At 61.4% G+C, this 17,482-nt stretch carries 8 protein-coding genes; 6 read left to right on the top strand and 2 right to left on the bottom strand.

The window, feature by feature from the left end; all coding sequences use genetic code 11:
- Positions 1-6: 6 nt before the first annotated feature.
- The 6 genes from EL288_RS19675 to EL288_RS19650 are packed head-to-tail and all read left to right on the top strand — an operon-like array spanning position 7 to position 14,426.
- Positions 7-3,564, top strand: a complete 3,558-nt coding sequence (locus EL288_RS19675; RefSeq protein WP_126622016.1) for a helicase-related protein — start codon at positions 7-9, stop codon at positions 3,562-3,564.
- Positions 3,561-4,613 carry a hypothetical protein gene (locus EL288_RS19670; RefSeq protein WP_033448697.1) on the top strand — a complete coding sequence of 351 codons (1,053 nt, stop codon included), beginning with the start codon at positions 3,561-3,563 and terminating at the stop codon, positions 4,611-4,613. Before EL288_RS19675 ends, EL288_RS19670 begins: the two co-directional genes overlap by 4 nt.
- Positions 4,614-7,511 carry a DUF1156 domain-containing protein gene (locus EL288_RS19665; protein WP_033448694.1) on the top strand — a complete coding sequence of 966 codons (2,898 nt, stop codon included), beginning with the start codon at positions 4,614-4,616 and terminating at the stop codon, positions 7,509-7,511. It begins immediately after the preceding gene.
- Between the two features lie 3 nt (positions 7,512-7,514).
- Complete coding sequence (locus tag EL288_RS19660; protein WP_033459551.1) at positions 7,515-10,310, top strand: TrlF family AAA-like ATPase; 2,796 nt, start codon at positions 7,515-7,517, stop codon at positions 10,308-10,310.
- Position 10,311: 1 nt separating this feature from the next.
- Positions 10,312-11,586: an ATP-binding protein gene (locus tag EL288_RS19655; RefSeq protein WP_033459550.1), complete on the top strand. Its 1,275-nt coding sequence runs from the start codon at positions 10,312-10,314 to the stop codon at positions 11,584-11,586.
- Positions 11,583-14,426 (top strand): ATP-binding protein, encoded by a 2,844-nt coding sequence (locus EL288_RS19650; protein ID WP_033446622.1) that lies wholly within the window; start codon positions 11,583-11,585, stop codon positions 14,424-14,426. The genes EL288_RS19655 and EL288_RS19650 overlap by 4 nt, the downstream gene beginning before the upstream one ends.
- Before the next feature lie 138 nt (positions 14,427-14,564).
- On the opposite strand, the gene EL288_RS19645 is transcribed toward EL288_RS19650, so the two are convergent.
- Positions 14,565-15,428: a phage integrase N-terminal domain-containing protein gene (locus EL288_RS19645; protein ID WP_033446623.1), complete on the bottom strand. Its 864-nt coding sequence runs from the start codon at positions 15,426-15,428 to the stop codon at positions 14,565-14,567.
- A gap of 601 nt (positions 15,429-16,029) precedes the next feature.
- The gene (locus tag EL288_RS19640; RefSeq protein WP_232018706.1) at positions 16,030-16,878 is read right to left on the bottom strand and encodes a hypothetical protein; all 849 of its coding nucleotides are present in this window, start codon (positions 16,876-16,878) and stop codon (positions 16,030-16,032) included.
- Positions 16,879-17,482: the final 604 nt, after the last annotated feature.

Raw genomic sequence — 17,482 nt, 5'->3', positions numbered from 1 at the left:
CGCATCATGCTGAAGCTCGAACATATCCAGAAGAATGCGGCCATTTCGGGGGTAGAGCCCGGCCAGGTGGTTCGCATCGTCACGACCGAGCCAGTTGGTGACAACGCGCTTACCGTCTACTACAAGACGGCCGACGGCAAGCTCCTTGAGCGAATGCTGTTCCGTACCGACGAGGCCAACATTTCGCTTGCCGAAGCAGGCCGACCGTGGGCCTTCGATGCGCCAGGCGAAGCGTTCAAACTTGCCGCAGAGGCCTACCGGATCGACCTAGCTCATCTGTTCGATCCGATGATGGCTGTGCACACGTCTAACGTGGAACCGCTGCCACACCAGATCACGGCGGTGTATGAGTCGATGTTGCCGCGCCAACCGTTGCGTTACGTTCTGGCCGATGACCCGGGTGCGGGCAAAACCATCATGGCGGGACTGTTCATCCGAGAGCTGCTGATGCGCGCAGACGCCAAGCGCGTACTGATCGTTGCTCCCGGCAGCCTGGTCGAACAATGGCAGGACGAAATGTTCGAGAAGTTCGGTCTGTCGTTCACGCTGTTCTCGCGGGAGCAGGTCGAGCAATCCCGCAGCGGCAATCCCTTCGACGACATCGACCTGATGGTGGCCCGTGTCGATCAGCTTTCCCGCAATGAAGACCTCCAGGAAAAGCTCCGCCTTTCCCACTGGGATCTGGTGGTCGTCGATGAAGCACACAAGCTGTCGGCCAGCTACTTTGGCGACAAGGTCAACAAGACCAAGCGTTTCCTGCTCGGCGAATTGCTGGGCTCGATCACCCGCCACTTTCTGCTGATGACAGCGACGCCGCACAACGGCAAGGAGGAGGACTTCCAGCTCTTCATGTCGCTGCTCGATGCAGATCGCTTCTATGGAAAGTTCCGCGATGGCACGCACAAAGTCGATGTCACCGACCTGATGCGTCGCATGGTCAAGGAGGACATGCTCCGTTTTGACGGTACGCGGCTCTTCCCCGAACGCCGGGCCTACACGGTCAACTACAAGCTCTCCGATCTCGAAGCCGCCCTATACGCAGCGGTGACCGATTATGTGAAGACTGAGTTCGCCAAGGCCGATCAACTGGCCGATGGCGGACGCAAAGGCACCGTCGGTTTCGCGCTGACAGCCTTGCAACGTCGGCTGGCATCCAGCCCTGAGGCCATTTATCAGTCGCTCAAACGCCGCCGCAACAAGCTCAAGCGCCGTGTCGAGGACGAAAAACTGCGTCAGCGCGGCCAGATCCTGGCCGAAACCCTTCTCGGTACGGGCACGAATGGCGCGCCGGAAGACATCTGGGAGTCGGCAGACGCACTCCTGCCTGAAGACTACGAGTACTTCGAGGAAGCCGTGGTGGACCAGGCCACGGCCGCTCAGACGATCCAGGAGCTCGAAGCCGAAATCATCATTCTCGAAGGGCTGGAAGAACAAGCCCGTCAGGTCGTGCATTCAGGCCAGGATCGGAAGTGGGAAGAACTCTCGCGTCTGCTGCAGGACACACCGGAAATGCACGACGCCGAAGGCCGACAGCGCAAACTGATCATCTTCACCGAGCACCGCGACACGCTGAACTATCTGGCGACCAAGATCCGTGGTCTAGTCGGAAGTGAGGAAGCCGTGGTAATGATCCACGGCGGCGTCAAGCGCGAAGAACGCCGCAAAGTGCAGGAGCTGTTCCGCAACGATCCCGCCTCGCGGGTGCTCATCGCCACCGATGCGGCTGGCGAAGGCGTGAACCTTCAGAACGCTAACCTGATGGTCAACTACGACTTGCCTTGGAACCCGAACCGCCTGGAACAGCGCTTTGGCCGCATCCACCGCATCGGCCAGACTGAAGTCTGCCATTTGTGGAACATGGTGGCGGCCGAAACCCGCGAGGGCGATGTCTTCCAGCGGCTGTTCGAGAAGCTGGAGATCGAGCGCGCGGCTCTCGGTGGCCGTGTGTTCGACATCCTGGGTGAGGTGTTTGAGGATCGCAGTCTCAAAGATCTGCTGATCGAAGCCATCCGCTACGGCTCCGACCCTGAGGTTCGTGCCCGGCTCTTGCGCCGGGTGGAAGGCGCCCTGGACACCCAGCATCTGGAAACCATCATCAAGCGCAACGCGCTGTGCGAAGAAGTGATGGACGAGAAGCGCCTGTTCGCCGTCAAGGAAGAAATGGAGAAGGCCGAAGCGCGCAAGTTGCAGCCCTTCTTCATCCGCTCTTTCTTCGGCCAGGCCCTTCAGCAGTTGGGCGGAGAACTGCGCCAACGAGAGCCGGGTCGCTACGAGATCACCAACGTCCCTGCCATCATCCGCGAACGCGACCGCCAGATCAGTGGCCGCGACCGGCGCAACGCCAACCCGGTGCTGCGCCGCTATGAGCGTGTTTGCTTCGAAAAACAGTACGTGCGCTTGACCGAGCGTGTCGGCGCATCCATGGCCAGCCTGCTGCACCCCGGGCATCCACTAATGCAGTCGGTGACCGACCTGATACTGGAAGCCCATCGCGCCAAGCTCAAGCAGGGCGCCGTGCTGGTAGATCCCAGCGATATGGGGTTGACGCCAAAGGTCATGTTCATCATTGACCACTCGGTCAAGGAAGGCGCCGCGCCCGACGGTCAGCACAGCGAAGCACATTCTTCGACGCATGTGGCGTCGCGCCGCATGCAGTTCGTCGAAATCGACGCATCGGGCAACGCAATCAATGCAGGCTGGGCACCTCACCTGGATCTGGAGCCGCTGGCCTCGGCCGACAGAGTCCTGATCGAAGATGTACTGGCCGCTCCCTGGATCGCCAAGGATCTGGAACAGGCCGCTCTTGCTCACGCCTCCACCCATCTGGTTCCCGAACACTTCGATGAGGTTCGTGCCCGTCGTGAGAAGACTGTGGACAAGACGCTGGCAGCCGTCCACGAGCGCTTGGTCCGGGAAATCAACTTCTGGTCCGATCGCTACATCAAGCTGCAAGACGATATCGCTGCCGGCAAGGATGTGCGTCTCACGCTGGAGAACGTCCGCCGCACCATCGACGATCTGACCGCACGCCGTGAATCACGCGAGAAGGAATTGCTGGCCATGCGCCATGTCATCTCCGCCACGCCGGTCATCCTCGGCGGCGCACTTGTGATCCCCGCTGGCCTGCTGTTGCAGCGCAAGGGCCAGCCGGGCTGGACTACCGACGCAGCCGCCCGGGCCCGTGTTGAGCAAGTGGCGATGCAGGCGGTGATGAGCGCCGAACGGGCGCTGGGACATGAAGTCATCGACGTGTCGGCGGAAAAATGCGGCTGGGACATCACCAGCCTGCCCAAAGCGCAGGGCGGCCTGCTGCCGCCTTCACGCCACATCGAGGTCAAGGGCCGCGCCAAGGGCCAGACCACGATCACGGTAACACGCAACGAAATCCTCTACGGCTTGAACCAGGCTGACAAGTTCATCCTGGCCATCGTGCTGGTGGATGGTGACCAACACGAAGGGCCGTTCTACGTACGGAATCCTTTTACCCAGGAACCCGATTGGGCGGTGACCAGCATCAATCTGGATTTGGATCAGTTGTTGGCTAAAGCGGAGAGTGTCGAATGAATCAGCACGACATCTTCGACTCACTGACCCGCAACGCCTTCGACTTCTTGGAACGCGGCATCGGGGAGTTCGACAAGTCTCCCAAGTATTCCGTCATCCATTTCTGCGCGGCGGTCGAGATGCTGCTCAAGGCACGGCTGATGAAGGAGCACTGGTCGCTGATCGTCTCCAAGCCCGATCAGGCTAACCTCGCCAAGTTCATGGCCGGTGACTTCGCCTCGGTCACGCTGGAAGATGCCAGGGCGCGGATTCGGGACGTCGCAGGCGAGGACATCGGCGACGATGCCTACGCCAGCTTCCGCGCGCTGGCGAACCATCGCAACAAGATGGTTCACTTTTTCCACAACGGGCTGGAGAGCGACGAGAAGGCCAAGGCGCAGATCGTCGCCGAGCATTGCCGCTCGTGGTTTCATCTGCATCGCCTGTTGAACCGGTGGAACAGCTACTTCCACGACTTCAGCGGCGAAATCGCCCACGTGGATCGGGTGATGAAGGGGCACCGGAAGTATTTGGCCGCCAAGTTCAAGGCGCTCAAGCCCGATCTGGACGCCGCGCGCAAGGCAGGCCATGCGCCGAAAGCATGCAGCGCCTGCAGCTTCGACGCCGCCATACCGGACGCCCTTGACGACCAGGTCGCCTCGCTGCGCTGTGTGGTGTGCGATCACGTCGAAACGCAGGTCGAACTCGATTGCCCACACTGCGACGAACCCATCGTCATTGCGTCCGAGGGCTATGCGAAGTGCGAGCACTGCGGGGAAGGCATCGAACCAGAGCATCTGGTGGACGCGCTGACAGATCACGACGCAGCGCATATTGGCATCAAGGACGGTGACGACCGCTGGGAGCCTGCCAACTGCGGCAACTGCGAGGGTTATCACACTGTGGTCAGGCGCGGCGATCACTACTTCTGCACGAACTGCTTCGACATCTTCGATGGCGTCGAGCAGTGCCAGTGGTGCAACGAATACAACACCGGCGATATGGAACACAGTTACTCGGTCGGCTGTAGCCAATGCGATGGCAATGTCGGCTGGGAGAAGGACGACTAAATGCAAAACATCAAAACACCAAAAAAACTTATCGAAGTCGCCCTGCCGCTCGATGCCATCAACAAGGCCGCCGCGCGTGAGAAGTCCATCCGCCACGGCCACCCCAGCACGCTGCATCTGTGGTGGGCGCGGCGTCCGCTGGCGGCGGCGCGGGCGGTCATTTTCGCGCAGATGGTCAACGACCCCGGCTATCAGCAGGGCAGCGGGTTCCGCTACGGAGTCAACAAGGAAAAGGCGCAGGCCGAGCGCGAGCGGCTGTTCAAGATCATCGAAGACCTGGTGCAGTGGGAGAACACCAACAACGAGGAAGTGCTGGAACGCGCCCGTGCCGAAATCCGCCGCTCGTGGCGCGAGGTCTGCGAATTGAACAAGGCGCACCCGCAGGCCGCTGAACTGTTCAACCCCGACAATCTGCCCGCCTTCCACGATCCCTTCGCGGGCGGCGGCGCGCTGCCGCTGGAAGCACAGCGTCTGGGCTTGGAAAGCTACGCCAGCGACCTCAACCCCGTGGCCGTTACCATCAACAAGGCCATGATCGAAATCCCGCCGCGCTTCGCGGGCCGCGCGCCCGTGGGGCCGCGCCTGCCGGGTGACAAGCAGGGCAAGTTGAGTGAGGACTGGTCGGGCGCGAAGGGGCTGGCCGAGGACGTGCGTCGCTACGGCGCGTGGATGCGTGCCGAGGCCGAGAAGCGCATCGGCCATCTGTATCCGCAGGTCGAGATCACCGCCGAGATCGTGAAGGAGCGCCCCGACCTCAAGCCGCTGCTGGGCCAGAGGCTCACGGTCATCGCCTGGCTGTGGGCGCGCACGGTGAAAAGCCCCAACCCGGCCTTCAGCCATGTGGATGTGCCGCTGGCTTCCACCTTTATCCTCAGCAGCAAGGCGGGCAAGGAAAGCTATGTGCAACCCGTGGTCGAGGGCGACAAGTATCGCTTTACGGTGAAGGTGGGTGCGCCGCCGGAAGCGGCGAAGAACGGAACCAAGCTGACGCGCGGAGCGAACTTCCGTTGCCTCGTGTCGGATTCGCCCATCGAGCCGGACTACATCAAGGCCGAAGGCGTTGCTGGGCGCATGGGAGCCAAGCTCATGGCTATCGTCGCCGAAGGCGCGCGTGGCCGCGTCTATCTTGCGCCGACCGCTGAACACGAAGCCATCGCGCAGCAGGCGAAGCCGACATGGGAGCCGGAAACTGAGATTTCGCCAGATCGTCGCTCAATGTTCACGCCACTCTACGGCTTGACGCATTTCAAGCACCTCTTCACCCCACGCCAACTGGTGGCGCTGACCACCTTCTCCGATCTGGTGGGCGAAGCCATCGCCAAGGTCAAGGCCGATGCCATCGCCGCTGGACTGCCCGACGACGGCGAACCCCTCGAAAAGATTGGCGCTGGCGCGACGGCGTATGCGCAGGCGGTGGGGGTGTATTTGGCTCTGGCGACCAGCAAGATCAGCGATGCGCAATCATCGCTGTGCCGTTGGAAGACGACGATGGATCAATCCATTGCTACATTCGGGCGGCAGGCGCTGCCGATGGTTTGGGACTATTCCGAGGCCAATGCTTTCGGTGGCATGGCGGGCGATTTCGGCGTGTCACTGAAAAACATGATGCGTGTCTTGGACGAATTGCCAAGCCGGACATTCGCTCATGTCACGCAAGCCGATGCGCAAGGCCAGAACATCAGCGATAACAAGCTCATCTCCACCGACCCGCCTTACTACGACAACATCGGCTACGCCGACCTGTCCGACTTTTTCTATGTCTGGCTGCGCCGCTCACTGCGGCAGATTTATCCCAACCTGTTCGCCACGGTCGCCGTGCCCAAGGCGGAAGAACTGGTTGCAACGCCGTATCGCCATGGTGGCAAGGGACAGGCCGAGCGGTTCTTTCTCGGCGGCATGACCGAGGCGCTGCGCAACCTGGTACGGCAGGCGCATTCGGCTTTCCCCGTCACCATCTATTACGCCTTCAAGCAGTCCGAGACCAAAGACAACGCGGGCACGTCCAGCACCGGCTGGGAAACCTTCCTCGAAGCCGTGCTCAAGGCCGGTTTCGCGCTGACCGGCACCTGGCCGATGCGCACCGAGTTGGGCAACCGCATGATCGGCTCCGGAACCAACGCCCTGGCATCAAGCATCGTCCTCGTCTGCCGCCAGCACCCAGCCGATGCGCCCACCGTCACGCGCCGCGAGTTCATCCGCGAACTCAACGCCACGCTACCCGATGCGCTGGACGAAATGACGCGTGGAGGCGTCAATTCGCCCGTCGCGCCGGTGGACTTGTCGCAAGCCATCATTGGCCCCGGCATGGCGATCTTCAGTCAATACGCCGCGGTGCTGGAAGCTGACGGCACGCCGATGAGTGTGCGCACTGCGCTGCAACTCATCAACCGCTTCCTCGCCGAAGACGACTTCGACCATGACACCCAGTTCTGCCTCCACTGGTTCGAGCAACAGGGTTGGGCCACCGGCAAATACGGCGATGCCGACGTGCTGGCCCGCGCCAAGGGCACCAGCGTTGGCGGCCTGCAAACCAGCGGCGTGGTCGCGTCGAGCAAGGGCGAACTGCGCCTGTTACGCTGGGCCGAGCTACCGAAAGATTGGGTCCCCGAATCCGATGTCCGCACGCCCATCTGGGAAGCCCTGCACCAGCTCATCCGTGCCCTGAACCAGGACGGCGAATCCGCTGCCGGCACCCTGCTGGCCCGCATGCCCACCCGCGCCGAACCCATCCGCGCCCTGGCCTACCGTCTCTACACTTTGTGCGAGCGCCAAGGCTGGGCCGAAGAAGCGCGCGCCTACAACGAACTGGTGGGAGCGTGGAGCGGCATGGAACAGGCTGCGAGCGAGGCCGGGGTGCTTGGCGCGCAAACACAACTGGATATCTTACCGGGAGAATGACGCATGGCAACGACCGAATGGCCTTTTCCCGGTTCCCGCTGGCGGAAGTTCGATTTCCATACTCATACGCCGGCCTCGAAAGACACCAACGGCTGGCAGCAAGCGATAGGCACGCCCAATGAATTGACGCCTGAAACGTGGCTGCTCAAGTACATGGCGGCGGAGATCGACTGCGTGGCCGTAACGGACCATAACAGCGGTGCCTGGATCGACCCGCTCAAGGCCACCTATGCGGCCATGAAGGCGTTGGCCGATCAAGGGCAGCCACCTGCCGGGTTTCGGGAGCTGACGCTCTTCCCCGGGGTGGAAATCTCCACCCAGGGCGGCGTGCACGTGCTTGCTGTTCTCGATCCCGCAGCAACCACCAGCGATATCGACACCTTGCTGGGGAGCGTGGGCTATCAAGGTGCCAAGGGTGACAGCGATGGCGTAACCAGCCGAGGGATCGCCGAAGTGATCCAGGCCATTCTGGCTGCTGGTGGGGTTGCGATCCCGGCACACGCCGATGCGCCGAAAGGGCTGCTGCAGTGCCGTGCGGGTTCCAGTCAAAGCCAGCTCGATGCCAACACCCTGCGCCAAGCCATTGCCGTGGAGGGGCTACAGGCTGTGGAGTGGTGCGATGACGCAAGTCCGTGGCCGGACTGCGTCGCCCAGGCCGCTTCTCGCTTTGCACGGGTATTGGGCAGCGACTGCCACAGCTTCCAGGGAGCAGCTGTTCCTGGGAGTCGTTACACCTGGGTCAAGATGGCCAGCCCGACGCTCGAAGGGCTTCGTCTGGCCTTGCTGGATGGCAATGGTGTGTCGATCCGGCGCAGTGATGAAGGAGCATTCGACCCCTTCCGGGTACCCGCTCATGTCATCACCGCCATCGAAATCGAGAATGCGCGTTACATGGGCAATGGCCAGCCGGCAAGACTGGCTTGCTCGCCGTTTTTCAATGCGGTTGTTGGCGGCCGTGGAACGGGGAAGTCCACCGTCGTGCATGCCCTGCGGCTGGCGGCGCGGCGTGACCAGGAATTGACGGCGCTGGGCCAGGGCAACGAACCGCGTGCGCATTTCGATGCCTTTCGCAAGGTTGTCAATGGTCGTGACGACAAGGGCGCGCTGCGTGCCAATACCGTTATCCGTGTGGAGTGGCAGCACGAGGACGTGCGGCTTCGCTTGCTGTGGCGAGCCGATGGCCAAGGCACGGCGGTGGAAGAATGGCGCGACGACCGGTGGCAGACGTCTCCCAGCCAGAGTGTGAATCCGGCACGCTTTCCACTGCGCATTTTTTCCCAGGGGCAGATTGCGGCCTTGGCCGGCAGTGGGCGGCAGACCCTGCTGTCGATCATCGACGAGGCCGCCAACGTCGAGCCGCTGAGGCAGGCCTTTGACGAGGCGCAACGGACCTTCTTTACCCAACGTGCCCGACTGCGCGAACTGGATGGCAAGCTGGCCGGCCAAGCCGAGGTCGAGCGCAAGCTGGATGAGGCCGGGAAAAAGCTGGCGGCGCTGTCGCAAGCCGACCATGCCACCGTGTTGCGCGCCTACGCCCAGGCGCAGCATCAAACCAGGGAGGTGAAGACGCTGTTCGAGCAATTGAACGACATCGCCACCCGCATTGCCGAACTGCCGGAGCACATCGGACTTGACGACTGGCCCAGCCAGCACTTCACCGAGCAGGATGCCGACCTGTTGACGTGGCGCAAGGATGTCGATCTGCAGGTGGATCAGCTTCGCCTCGATCTGCTGGAGCGGGCACGCAAGCTCCACGCTAGCATCGAGTCGTTGCAAAAGGATAGCCGGCTTGCACAGTGGAAAGCGCGTGCCCTTGCAGCGCAGCAGGCGCATGCCGCACTGCAAGAACAACTCGTTGCGCAAGGCGTCAGCGACCCGCAGGCCTTTGCACGCCTGACACAGGAACGCCAGCAACTGGAGCTCCAGCGCAAGGCACTCCAGCAAATGCAGGGTGACCGGCAGACGCTGGCACAGCAGATTGACGCGCAGCGAGCACTGTTGACGCAGAAGCGGCAAGCCATCACGCAGGCGCGCCAGGCATTTATCCAGAACGCGCTGGCGGGCAATCCGCATGTGCGGATTGCTGTGGTGCCCTTCGGGTTCGAGGCCAAACAGATTGAACGCGAGTTGCGCGAATTGATCGAGGCGACCGACGAGCGCTTTGCCGACGACATTCTGCTGACAGAGGACGGCGAGGCCTCCAGCGGCATGGCATTCGATCTGGCGCAGGCGGATGAGCCTGGCAAGATCGGGGCTGTCGGCAGCGTCAAGCAACGGCTATTGGACGTCGATGCTACCCTGGGCGGTCGCCTGCGCAATTATCTGCAACGCAAGCATGAGAAGCCGGAGTTCGCCGACCGTGTCCTGGCCTGGTTTCCAGAGGACGACCTGCGGATCGAGTACCAGCGCGATCATCGCTGGACCTCCATCAGCCAGGGCTCGCAGGGACAGCGTTCGGCCGCATTGCTGGCCTTCCTGCTGGCTTTCGGTGAGGAGCCCATCGTGCTCGACCAGCCCGAGGACGATCTCGACAACCACCTGATCTACGACCTTATCGTGCGTCAGATTCGGGAAAACAAGTTGCGCCGTCAGCTCATCATCGTCACGCACAACCCCAATGTGGTGGTCAACGGCGATGCGGAGCTGGTGCATGTCATGGAGTTCAGGCGTGGACAGTGTTTTGTGCAGCAAAGCGGTGCCTTGCAGGAATCGGCAGTGCGCCGTGAGGTCTGCCGCGTGATGGAAGGCGGATACGAGGCGTTTGCGCGGCGCTGGAAGCGACTGGGAACGGAGGTTTGATATGTTGGCGACCCGTAGCGAACTGATCGAAAAGATCCGGCTAGGCGAAGACAGCTTCCTGGAACTGAAGGAAGTCCGATTTGCCGGCGACAAGATACGAGGCCCTTCACAGAACGACCTCGCCGATGAACTGGCTGCGTTTGCCAACAGCTCGGGTGGCGTGTTGCTACTGGGCGTGGAGGACAGAAGCCGCGAGGTGATCGGCATCGAACTGGACAGGCTCGATGCCGTGGAGGCACTGCTGCGCCAGGCGTGTGAAGACGCGATCAGGCCGCCATTGGCCCCAGTCATCGAACGCATGACCTTGCCCGATGCCGGCGGCGTAGAGCAACCGGTCATTCGCGTCGAGGTCCTGCACAGCCTGTTCGTGCATCAAAGCCCGGGCGGCTACATGCAGCGCGTTGGCTCATCGAAACGCCCCATTCCGCCTGACCAACTTGCACGTCTGTTCCAGCAGCGCAGCCAATCGCGCTTGATTCGCTTCGACGAAACGCCCGTCGCGCGCGCCACGCTGGCCGACCTAGACGAAGATTTGTGGCGGCGCTTCGCTCCTGCACGAATTGCCGATGCGCCTGAGATTCTGCTGGGTAAACTTGCGATGGCGGCGCACGATGATCAAGAAGGCGTCTGGCGCCCTACAGTGGCCGGCCTGCTCATGGGGAGCCATGTTGCACAGCGGTTCCTGCCAGGCGCATTCATTCAGGCCGTGGCATACCAGGGAACCAATGTTTTGCCCGCTGGCGAAGCGATGTACCAGCGCGATGCCCAGGATATCACCGGGCCACTGGACCGACAGATCATCGACGCTTGTGCCTTCGTGCGCAAGAACATGCGCGTGGCTGCCTACAAACACGCGCAAGGCGGACGCGAGGATCTTCCACAATTCGACATGCTGGCGGTGTTCGAGGCCGTGACCAATGCGGTCGCCCACCGTGATTACTCCATGGCCGGTGCCAAGGTGCGGCTGCGTCTGTTCGACGACAGGCTGGAGTTGTATTCGCCCGGTATGCTGCCCAACACCATGACACCGGAGAGCTTGCCGTTCCGCCAGGCAGCACGCAACGAGGCGTTGACCAGCCTGCTTGCGCGCTGCCCTATCGACGATGACACACTGGCCGTACACCGCCAGCACATCATGGACAAGCGCGGAGAAGGCGTGTCCATCATTCTTGAAACGAGTGAGCGGCTGGCGGGCCGCCGCCCCGAGTATCGTCTCAACGACGACAGCGAGCTGATGCTGGTCATCTACGGCGTACGTATGGAGCAGGAACCATGAGTTTGAAACCGTGGCGTGAGATCGCCGTCCCCCATGAAGATGTGCTCAAGGGCACCTTCCAGCAGGCCGAGTTCGCAGCCGACCTGTCCCGCGTGCATGCAGGTACAGCGACTGCTGAATACCAGGACGCTTCGCTGTTCTTCGAGCGCACCTTCATTACCGAAGGCATGCGCCTGTTGCTGGACTCGGTAGTGAAACGGCTATCGGGCCGGGGCGGCGATCCCGTCATTCAGTTGCAGACGGCCTTTGGCGGTGGCAAGACGCACACGATGTTGGCGGTCTATCACATGGCCAAGAGTGAGGTGGCAGCCAGTGATTTGCAGGGGGTGGCCGCCATCCTGGATGCGGCGCAGGTAACGGAGCTGCCGCGTGCCCGTGTCGCGGTACTGGATGGGATCAAGTCCTCGCCCAACCAACCTCTCAAGCGAGATGGTCAGGAAGTACGCACGCTGTGGGGAGATCTGGCTTGGCAGCTCGGGGGCGCGGAGGGCTACGCGCTGGTGGCCGAGGCCGATGCCTCGGGAACCTCGCCAGGCAAAGCTGTGCTGGAGACTCTGCTGGCACGCTGCGCACCTTGTGTAATACTGGTCGATGAGTTGGTCGCTTACGTGCGCCAGTTCGAGGAAGGCAAGGCACTGAGCGGAGGCACGTTCGATTCCAACCTGTCGTTCGTACAAGCGCTGACTGAGGCACTGAAGGCCGTGCCCACGGCGGTTTTGCTGGCCTCCCTGCCGGAGTCCGACAAGGAGGCAGGTAGCCAGCGAGGAGTAAAGGCATTGGAGGCGCTGTCGCACTACTTTGGCCGTGTGCAGGCCCTTTGGAAGCCGGTGGCAACAGAGGAGGCGTTCGAGATCGTCCGCCGCCGTCTTTTCGCCTCGATCAACGACCGGTTGGCGACGGAATCTGTCTGCCGCAGGTTCGCCGATTTCTATGCGGATAACCGCGACGACTTTCCACAGGAAACCCAGGATAGTCGCTACTACGAACGGTTGGTCCATGCCTACCCGATTCACCCAGAGGTATTCGACCGGTTGTACGAGGACTGGTCCACACTGCATAACTTTCAACGGACGCGTGGTGTGCTCAAGTTGATGGCCAAGGTGATCCACCGTTTGTGGAAGGACGGCAACAACGATCCATTGATCATGCCCGGTAGCTTGCCGCTGTACGACGTCGATACACGCAACGAGGTGATCTATTACCTGCCCCAGGGTTGGGATCCGGTGATCGAGCGCGATGTGGATGGTGAGCGCGCCGAGACCACGGAAATTGAGAATAAGGACACCCGATTCGGCAGCGTCCAGGCCTGCCGCCGCTCGGCACGCGCCGTGTTCCTGGGCAGTGCGCCCAGCACCACGAATCAATTGGTGCGGGGCCTGGAGTTGGAGCGTGTGATGCTCGGCGTCATCCAGCCCGGCCAACAGATCGGCCTATTCAAGGACGCGCTGCGGCGGCTGTCGGACCGGCTTCATTACCTCAACCACGCCAACAACCGCTTCTGGCTCGATACGCGGCCGAACCTCCGGCGTGAAATGGAGGAGCGCAAGCGCCGCTTCCAGGACCGGGAAGACGTGTTCCCAATGGTTCGAGAACGTGTGCAGCGCGGCTTTGCCAGCGGAGTTTTCGGCGGCATCCATGTGTTTACGGACAGCGGCGACGTGCCCGACGATTGGGCATTGCGCCTTGTGGTGCTGCCACCCGATGCGGCCTTCAGCAAGAGCGGCCAGAGCCTGGCCATCGACCGTGCTACCGAGATCCTCAAGAAGCGCGGAGATCAGCCCCGTTTCAAGCAGAACAGGTTGATCTTCCTGGCGGCCGACTACGATAGCGTCAGCCGGCTGAAGGACCACGTTCGCTCTTACTTGGCATGGCGCAGCATTGTTGCCGATTACAAAGACAACCGTATCGTCCTCGACAACCTGATGGCCAAGCAGGCGAGTGCTGCCTTGGAGCAGGCCGAAGAAACTGTGCGCCGCATGATCCGCGAGACCTACAAATGGATCGTAGCGCCGATGCAGGAAGCCCGGCCAGGCAAAGGCTTGTCCGAGTTGCGCTGGGAACACTTCCAGGTCAATCCCGGCGCGCAGAGCTGGTCGCAGGAAATCGAGCGAGTCCTCAAAGAGAACGAACTGCTCATCAATGAATGGGCACCTATCCATCTGGCAAAGGTGTTGAAGGACTGGTTCTGGAAAGAGGACATCAAGGAAGCCAATGCCTTCAATGTCTGGCAGCAAAGCTGCCAGCAACTCTACCTGCCACGCCTGAAGGACGATACGGTCTTTCAGATGACGATGGCCGCGGGCGCCGAAAGCCGAGACTTTTTTGGTTTTGCACAAGGCAAGGAAAATGGCCGCTACATCGGTTTCAGCTATGGCAAACGAACTTCATTGATCATGGATGGCTCGTTGCTGCTGATTGAGCCGTTTGCCGCTGGGGCCTACTTGGAAACATTGCGCGCGGCGGAGGAAGCATCGCGGGCCAAGGTAACTGCCACAGGCACCGATGGCGTGGCACCCATAATTACTGGTGGCGGTGACACACCTCGTGTCAATGAGCCGATCGGAGGCTATCCCACTGGGACTAGTGTTGCGGGCCTAGCCGCAAAGAAGCAGTTCTACGGCAGCATCGACCTGGATCCCATCCTGGCCAAGAAGCAGTTCGCCGACTTGGTGGATGAGGTTGTCCAGCAATTTACCTTGCGTCCTGGCGTGAAGGTGAGGATTGCTATCGAGATTCAGGCCGACTCCCCTGTTGGGTTCGATGAAGGCCTTCAGCGTGCAGTGAAGGAGAACTGCAATGTGCTGAAGTTCAAGAACGCTGAATTCGAGGCCGGGGACTGATTGATACAGCAGACAAGCCTTTTCGTGTGTCGTAGAGACGAATGGCCGGGCTATTCGCTGGCGATGCACACCGTTGGCAAGCACCTGAGCAACTATCCGGAGATTCCGGATAGTTCAATAGAGCGAAAGACAAATGCATCAGGTTCCCAGATAGATCGCCGTCACTGCCGCCCGCTCATGACCGAGTTCGCGGCTGATCTGTTGCCGGGCTTGTTGATCCAGAAGGCGTTGAGACGAATCCAATTGCACTGTACTGAGGTCGCCCACAACCGGTGCCTTCCATCCCGTCAATACCTCATACCGCATCTGCGCATACCGATGCCGCAGTCCATGCATGTTGCTCAACCTTGCCGCCTTGCATTGCCCGTCGTAGACATGCCGCTGCTGGATGTAGGTCTTACGCGATGGGATTAGTGATCCCGGACCTGCCAAGCGATGGACCTCATCCAGCACTGCCCGCTGTCCCGGAGTCGTGATCAACACGGTCCGATCACGCCCGCCTTTTGCCCACGATCCTTTGATGGCGATATGGTCACCACGGTCGGCATAACGGGGTTGGAACTTGATGGACTCTTCTCGCCGCAAGCCGAAGGCAGCCTGCAAACGCAGGCTCATGTGGACATGAGAGTCGGTGATGCGGTCCAACCTATCACCCAACTCCTTGGCCTTGCTTTCATTGGTCACATAGCGCCGTTCGGGAATGCCCATTTTGGTGTTATCCGCCGGCAAGATGCTTGCCTTGCCAACTTTCTCGGCCCACGAGCGCACATGCGCCATACGGTTCTTCAACGTACCGGCTGACAGGCCTTCGGCTTGCCAGCGTTGCAGCAAATCTTCGACATGCTTGCCCTTCAACGAGGTGGCACGCATCTGGCGGAAGCCTGCCTCGCCCAGTTGACGAGCGACTAGCGTCAGCGAACGCATCCGGTCGGCCTGTGTGTTGTAGCTACCGTCACGGTTGCGCTGGCAAAGCTGTCGCAGGGTGTAGGTCAAGTCATCCATTTTCCGGCCTCCAAGCAAAGCGCCGTACTGCGTTGTCCTGAAATTCAGTGGTTAGTGTTGGTGCCAACTCACCAAGGCGAAATCCCGTGAGGGCAAGGGCATGGTGTTCAGGAGACACCAGAGCCTCGAATGAGGCGTCCGTCTTGCTTCCTGCTGGAAGCCCGGACGGAGGTACTGCAAGACGAAAATGATGCGAACGTGGACGAGTCCTTCTATGAAGTGAGTGGGATGGGAAATGCAGCGGGAACCCTGCGCGTTGTGTACAGGCAATTGCCGCAAAGGACAGTGCGCCAGGCGGCGCGGTAGGGATGAGTTAAAACAGACGAAGAAGGCTCTGCCCTGGGTAGGGCCGGTATGCGGTCGGAGCCTGGGCATACCTGGGGTGGTTCCGCCCTGTCGGGCCAGCGCTTGCAGGAACCTGCGCTGTTGGGGGGGGCGATGTACGAAGCCCATCGGTCTTGGCAACTGCCCGGTCAATGTAGGGAGGCCATCATCATGTATGCCGCACGAAATAGGAACTGGCTTTCGCCCGCATTGTTGGCGGTGTTGCGCGGGGCGTCACTGCGGCGTGCAGTGACGACCCGTTTCGCGGCAGCATTTACTACGCAGGATGCGGCTGCCATCCCCTGGTCTGCATTGCCTGCGCTGCAATGTCCCCAGCGTTCGTCGAGGCGTTCAGCATCTTGCGGATATGGGCGATGTGCGCCAGGGCGGTTTCACGCGATGCCGGTTGCGCAGTCGGTACTGGGGGGTCTTCGGTACGCGGCGGAGCTGCGGGCCGATTCTCGGCAGTCCTTGGGCTGGCAGACATCTCCTTGCGTCCTGCCCACAGACGGAACTCGCCTGCAAAGACGCGCTTCACCAAGGCGAAGAAGTAGGCCACGACATTGCGTACGGTGCCGCTCTGGCTGCGTGCCTGCAGCTCGTCGAGTACTTCCTGGCGATGCTGCGGCGGCAGCCGCCGCAAGGCGGCCTGCACGTCCTTTCGCTGATCTGCCTGGGCATTGCTCAGGCAAGGCGGCAAGCTCACCGACTGCGATGCCGAATCGCCGTCGCCTTCGCCTTCGCGCGCGCGGTACGTACGTTCTTTTTTATACATATACGTCTTATACGTACCGCCCTGCTCAGCCGTCATGTGGCGAGCGTGTTCGGTCTGTTGCGGAACAAGCGTGCTGCCAGCGGAATCGCCAGGCAATGGCAGTGGGGCGGCTGCCTCGCTCGCCGGCGACGGCGGCGTCGGGGGCAAATTATCGTCATCGCGGAATTGATTGTGGGCCGCAATGGAAGCGGCTTCAGGTGCCTGCGCCAGCGTTGCCTGAATGTGGACGGCCACCCGAGCCACCTGGTTGTTTTCGTGGCCGATGGAGGCTTGCAAAAGCGCGGGCAGACTGGCATCGAGTGCGCATGCCTGCTGGAAGTGCAGGGCGCTTTCGTGAACCTGATAGCTCACTGAGCACATGGCCGGTCAGAGGATCGCTTTGCTGGCCCACCAGACTGATCCACCCCGTCAGCCGAAGCACGATGAGAACGCGCCGGGCCGTCTCGTACCCGGCCCGCTGCCCCAGGGGGGTAGTGGTGAGATAGCGGCGCAACTGCCCCAGATTCGCCAGGGGGCTGATGCCCTCGGCAGAGCGCAGCATGCGCAGAACCTGCCAGCCGTTGCGCTCCAGCGGCGTAAGGCGGGCGTCAAGCATGAGCGATGCCGGCGTGGCGAACAGGGCGTCTTGCCCAGGCGGGTTGTGGCGGGTGTGGTGGTCTGTCATGAGCGTTCTCCGAGGTCTGGGCCACAGTGGCCCGTTCCCCTGCATCTCATCGCGTACCGTTCCAGGCGTCAGCCAACAATGCGGTCTGCGCCATAACCGTTTTATCCGGCAGGCGCAGCGCTGGCACCCGCATCCAGACTGATCTATCATCCCGATACCCCCTTGGGGGTACAACTGGGGGTATTTCCAGCGATTCCCGCGAAGCCCGTGGTTCGATTTCCCCGTGAAACCTAGCACTCAGGGCCCTTTGCCGACCGATCAACGTTTAAACGTGTGATTGACGTCTGACGC

The sequence above is a fragment of the Bordetella bronchiseptica genome (genome assembly GCF_900636925.1).
GTDB lineage: Bacteria > Pseudomonadota > Gammaproteobacteria > Burkholderiales > Burkholderiaceae_B > Bordetella > Bordetella pertussis.
Note: the sequence above shows the minus strand (reverse complement) of the source record. Positions and strands in the feature narration are given on the sequence as shown.

What these genes read in the sequence shown, in the direction of transcription:
- EL288_RS19675 (WP_126622016.1), top strand. Translation starts at nt 7, where the DNA reads ATGCTGAAGCTCGAACATATCCAGAAGAATGCGGCCATTTCGGGGGTA.
- EL288_RS19670 (WP_033448697.1), top strand. Translation starts at nt 3,561, where the DNA reads ATGAATCAGCACGACATCTTCGACTCACTGACCCGCAACGCCTTCGAC.
- EL288_RS19665 (WP_033448694.1), top strand. Translation starts at nt 4,614, where the DNA reads ATGCAAAACATCAAAACACCAAAAAAACTTATCGAAGTCGCCCTGCCG.
- EL288_RS19660 (WP_033459551.1), top strand. Translation starts at nt 7,515, where the DNA reads ATGGCAACGACCGAATGGCCTTTTCCCGGTTCCCGCTGGCGGAAGTTC.
- EL288_RS19655 (WP_033459550.1), top strand. Translation starts at nt 10,312, where the DNA reads ATGTTGGCGACCCGTAGCGAACTGATCGAAAAGATCCGGCTAGGCGAA.
- EL288_RS19650 (WP_033446622.1), top strand. Translation starts at nt 11,583, where the DNA reads ATGAGTTTGAAACCGTGGCGTGAGATCGCCGTCCCCCATGAAGATGTG.
- EL288_RS19645 (WP_033446623.1), bottom strand. Translation starts at nt 15,428, where the DNA reads ATGGATGACTTGACCTACACCCTGCGACAGCTTTGCCAGCGCAACCGT.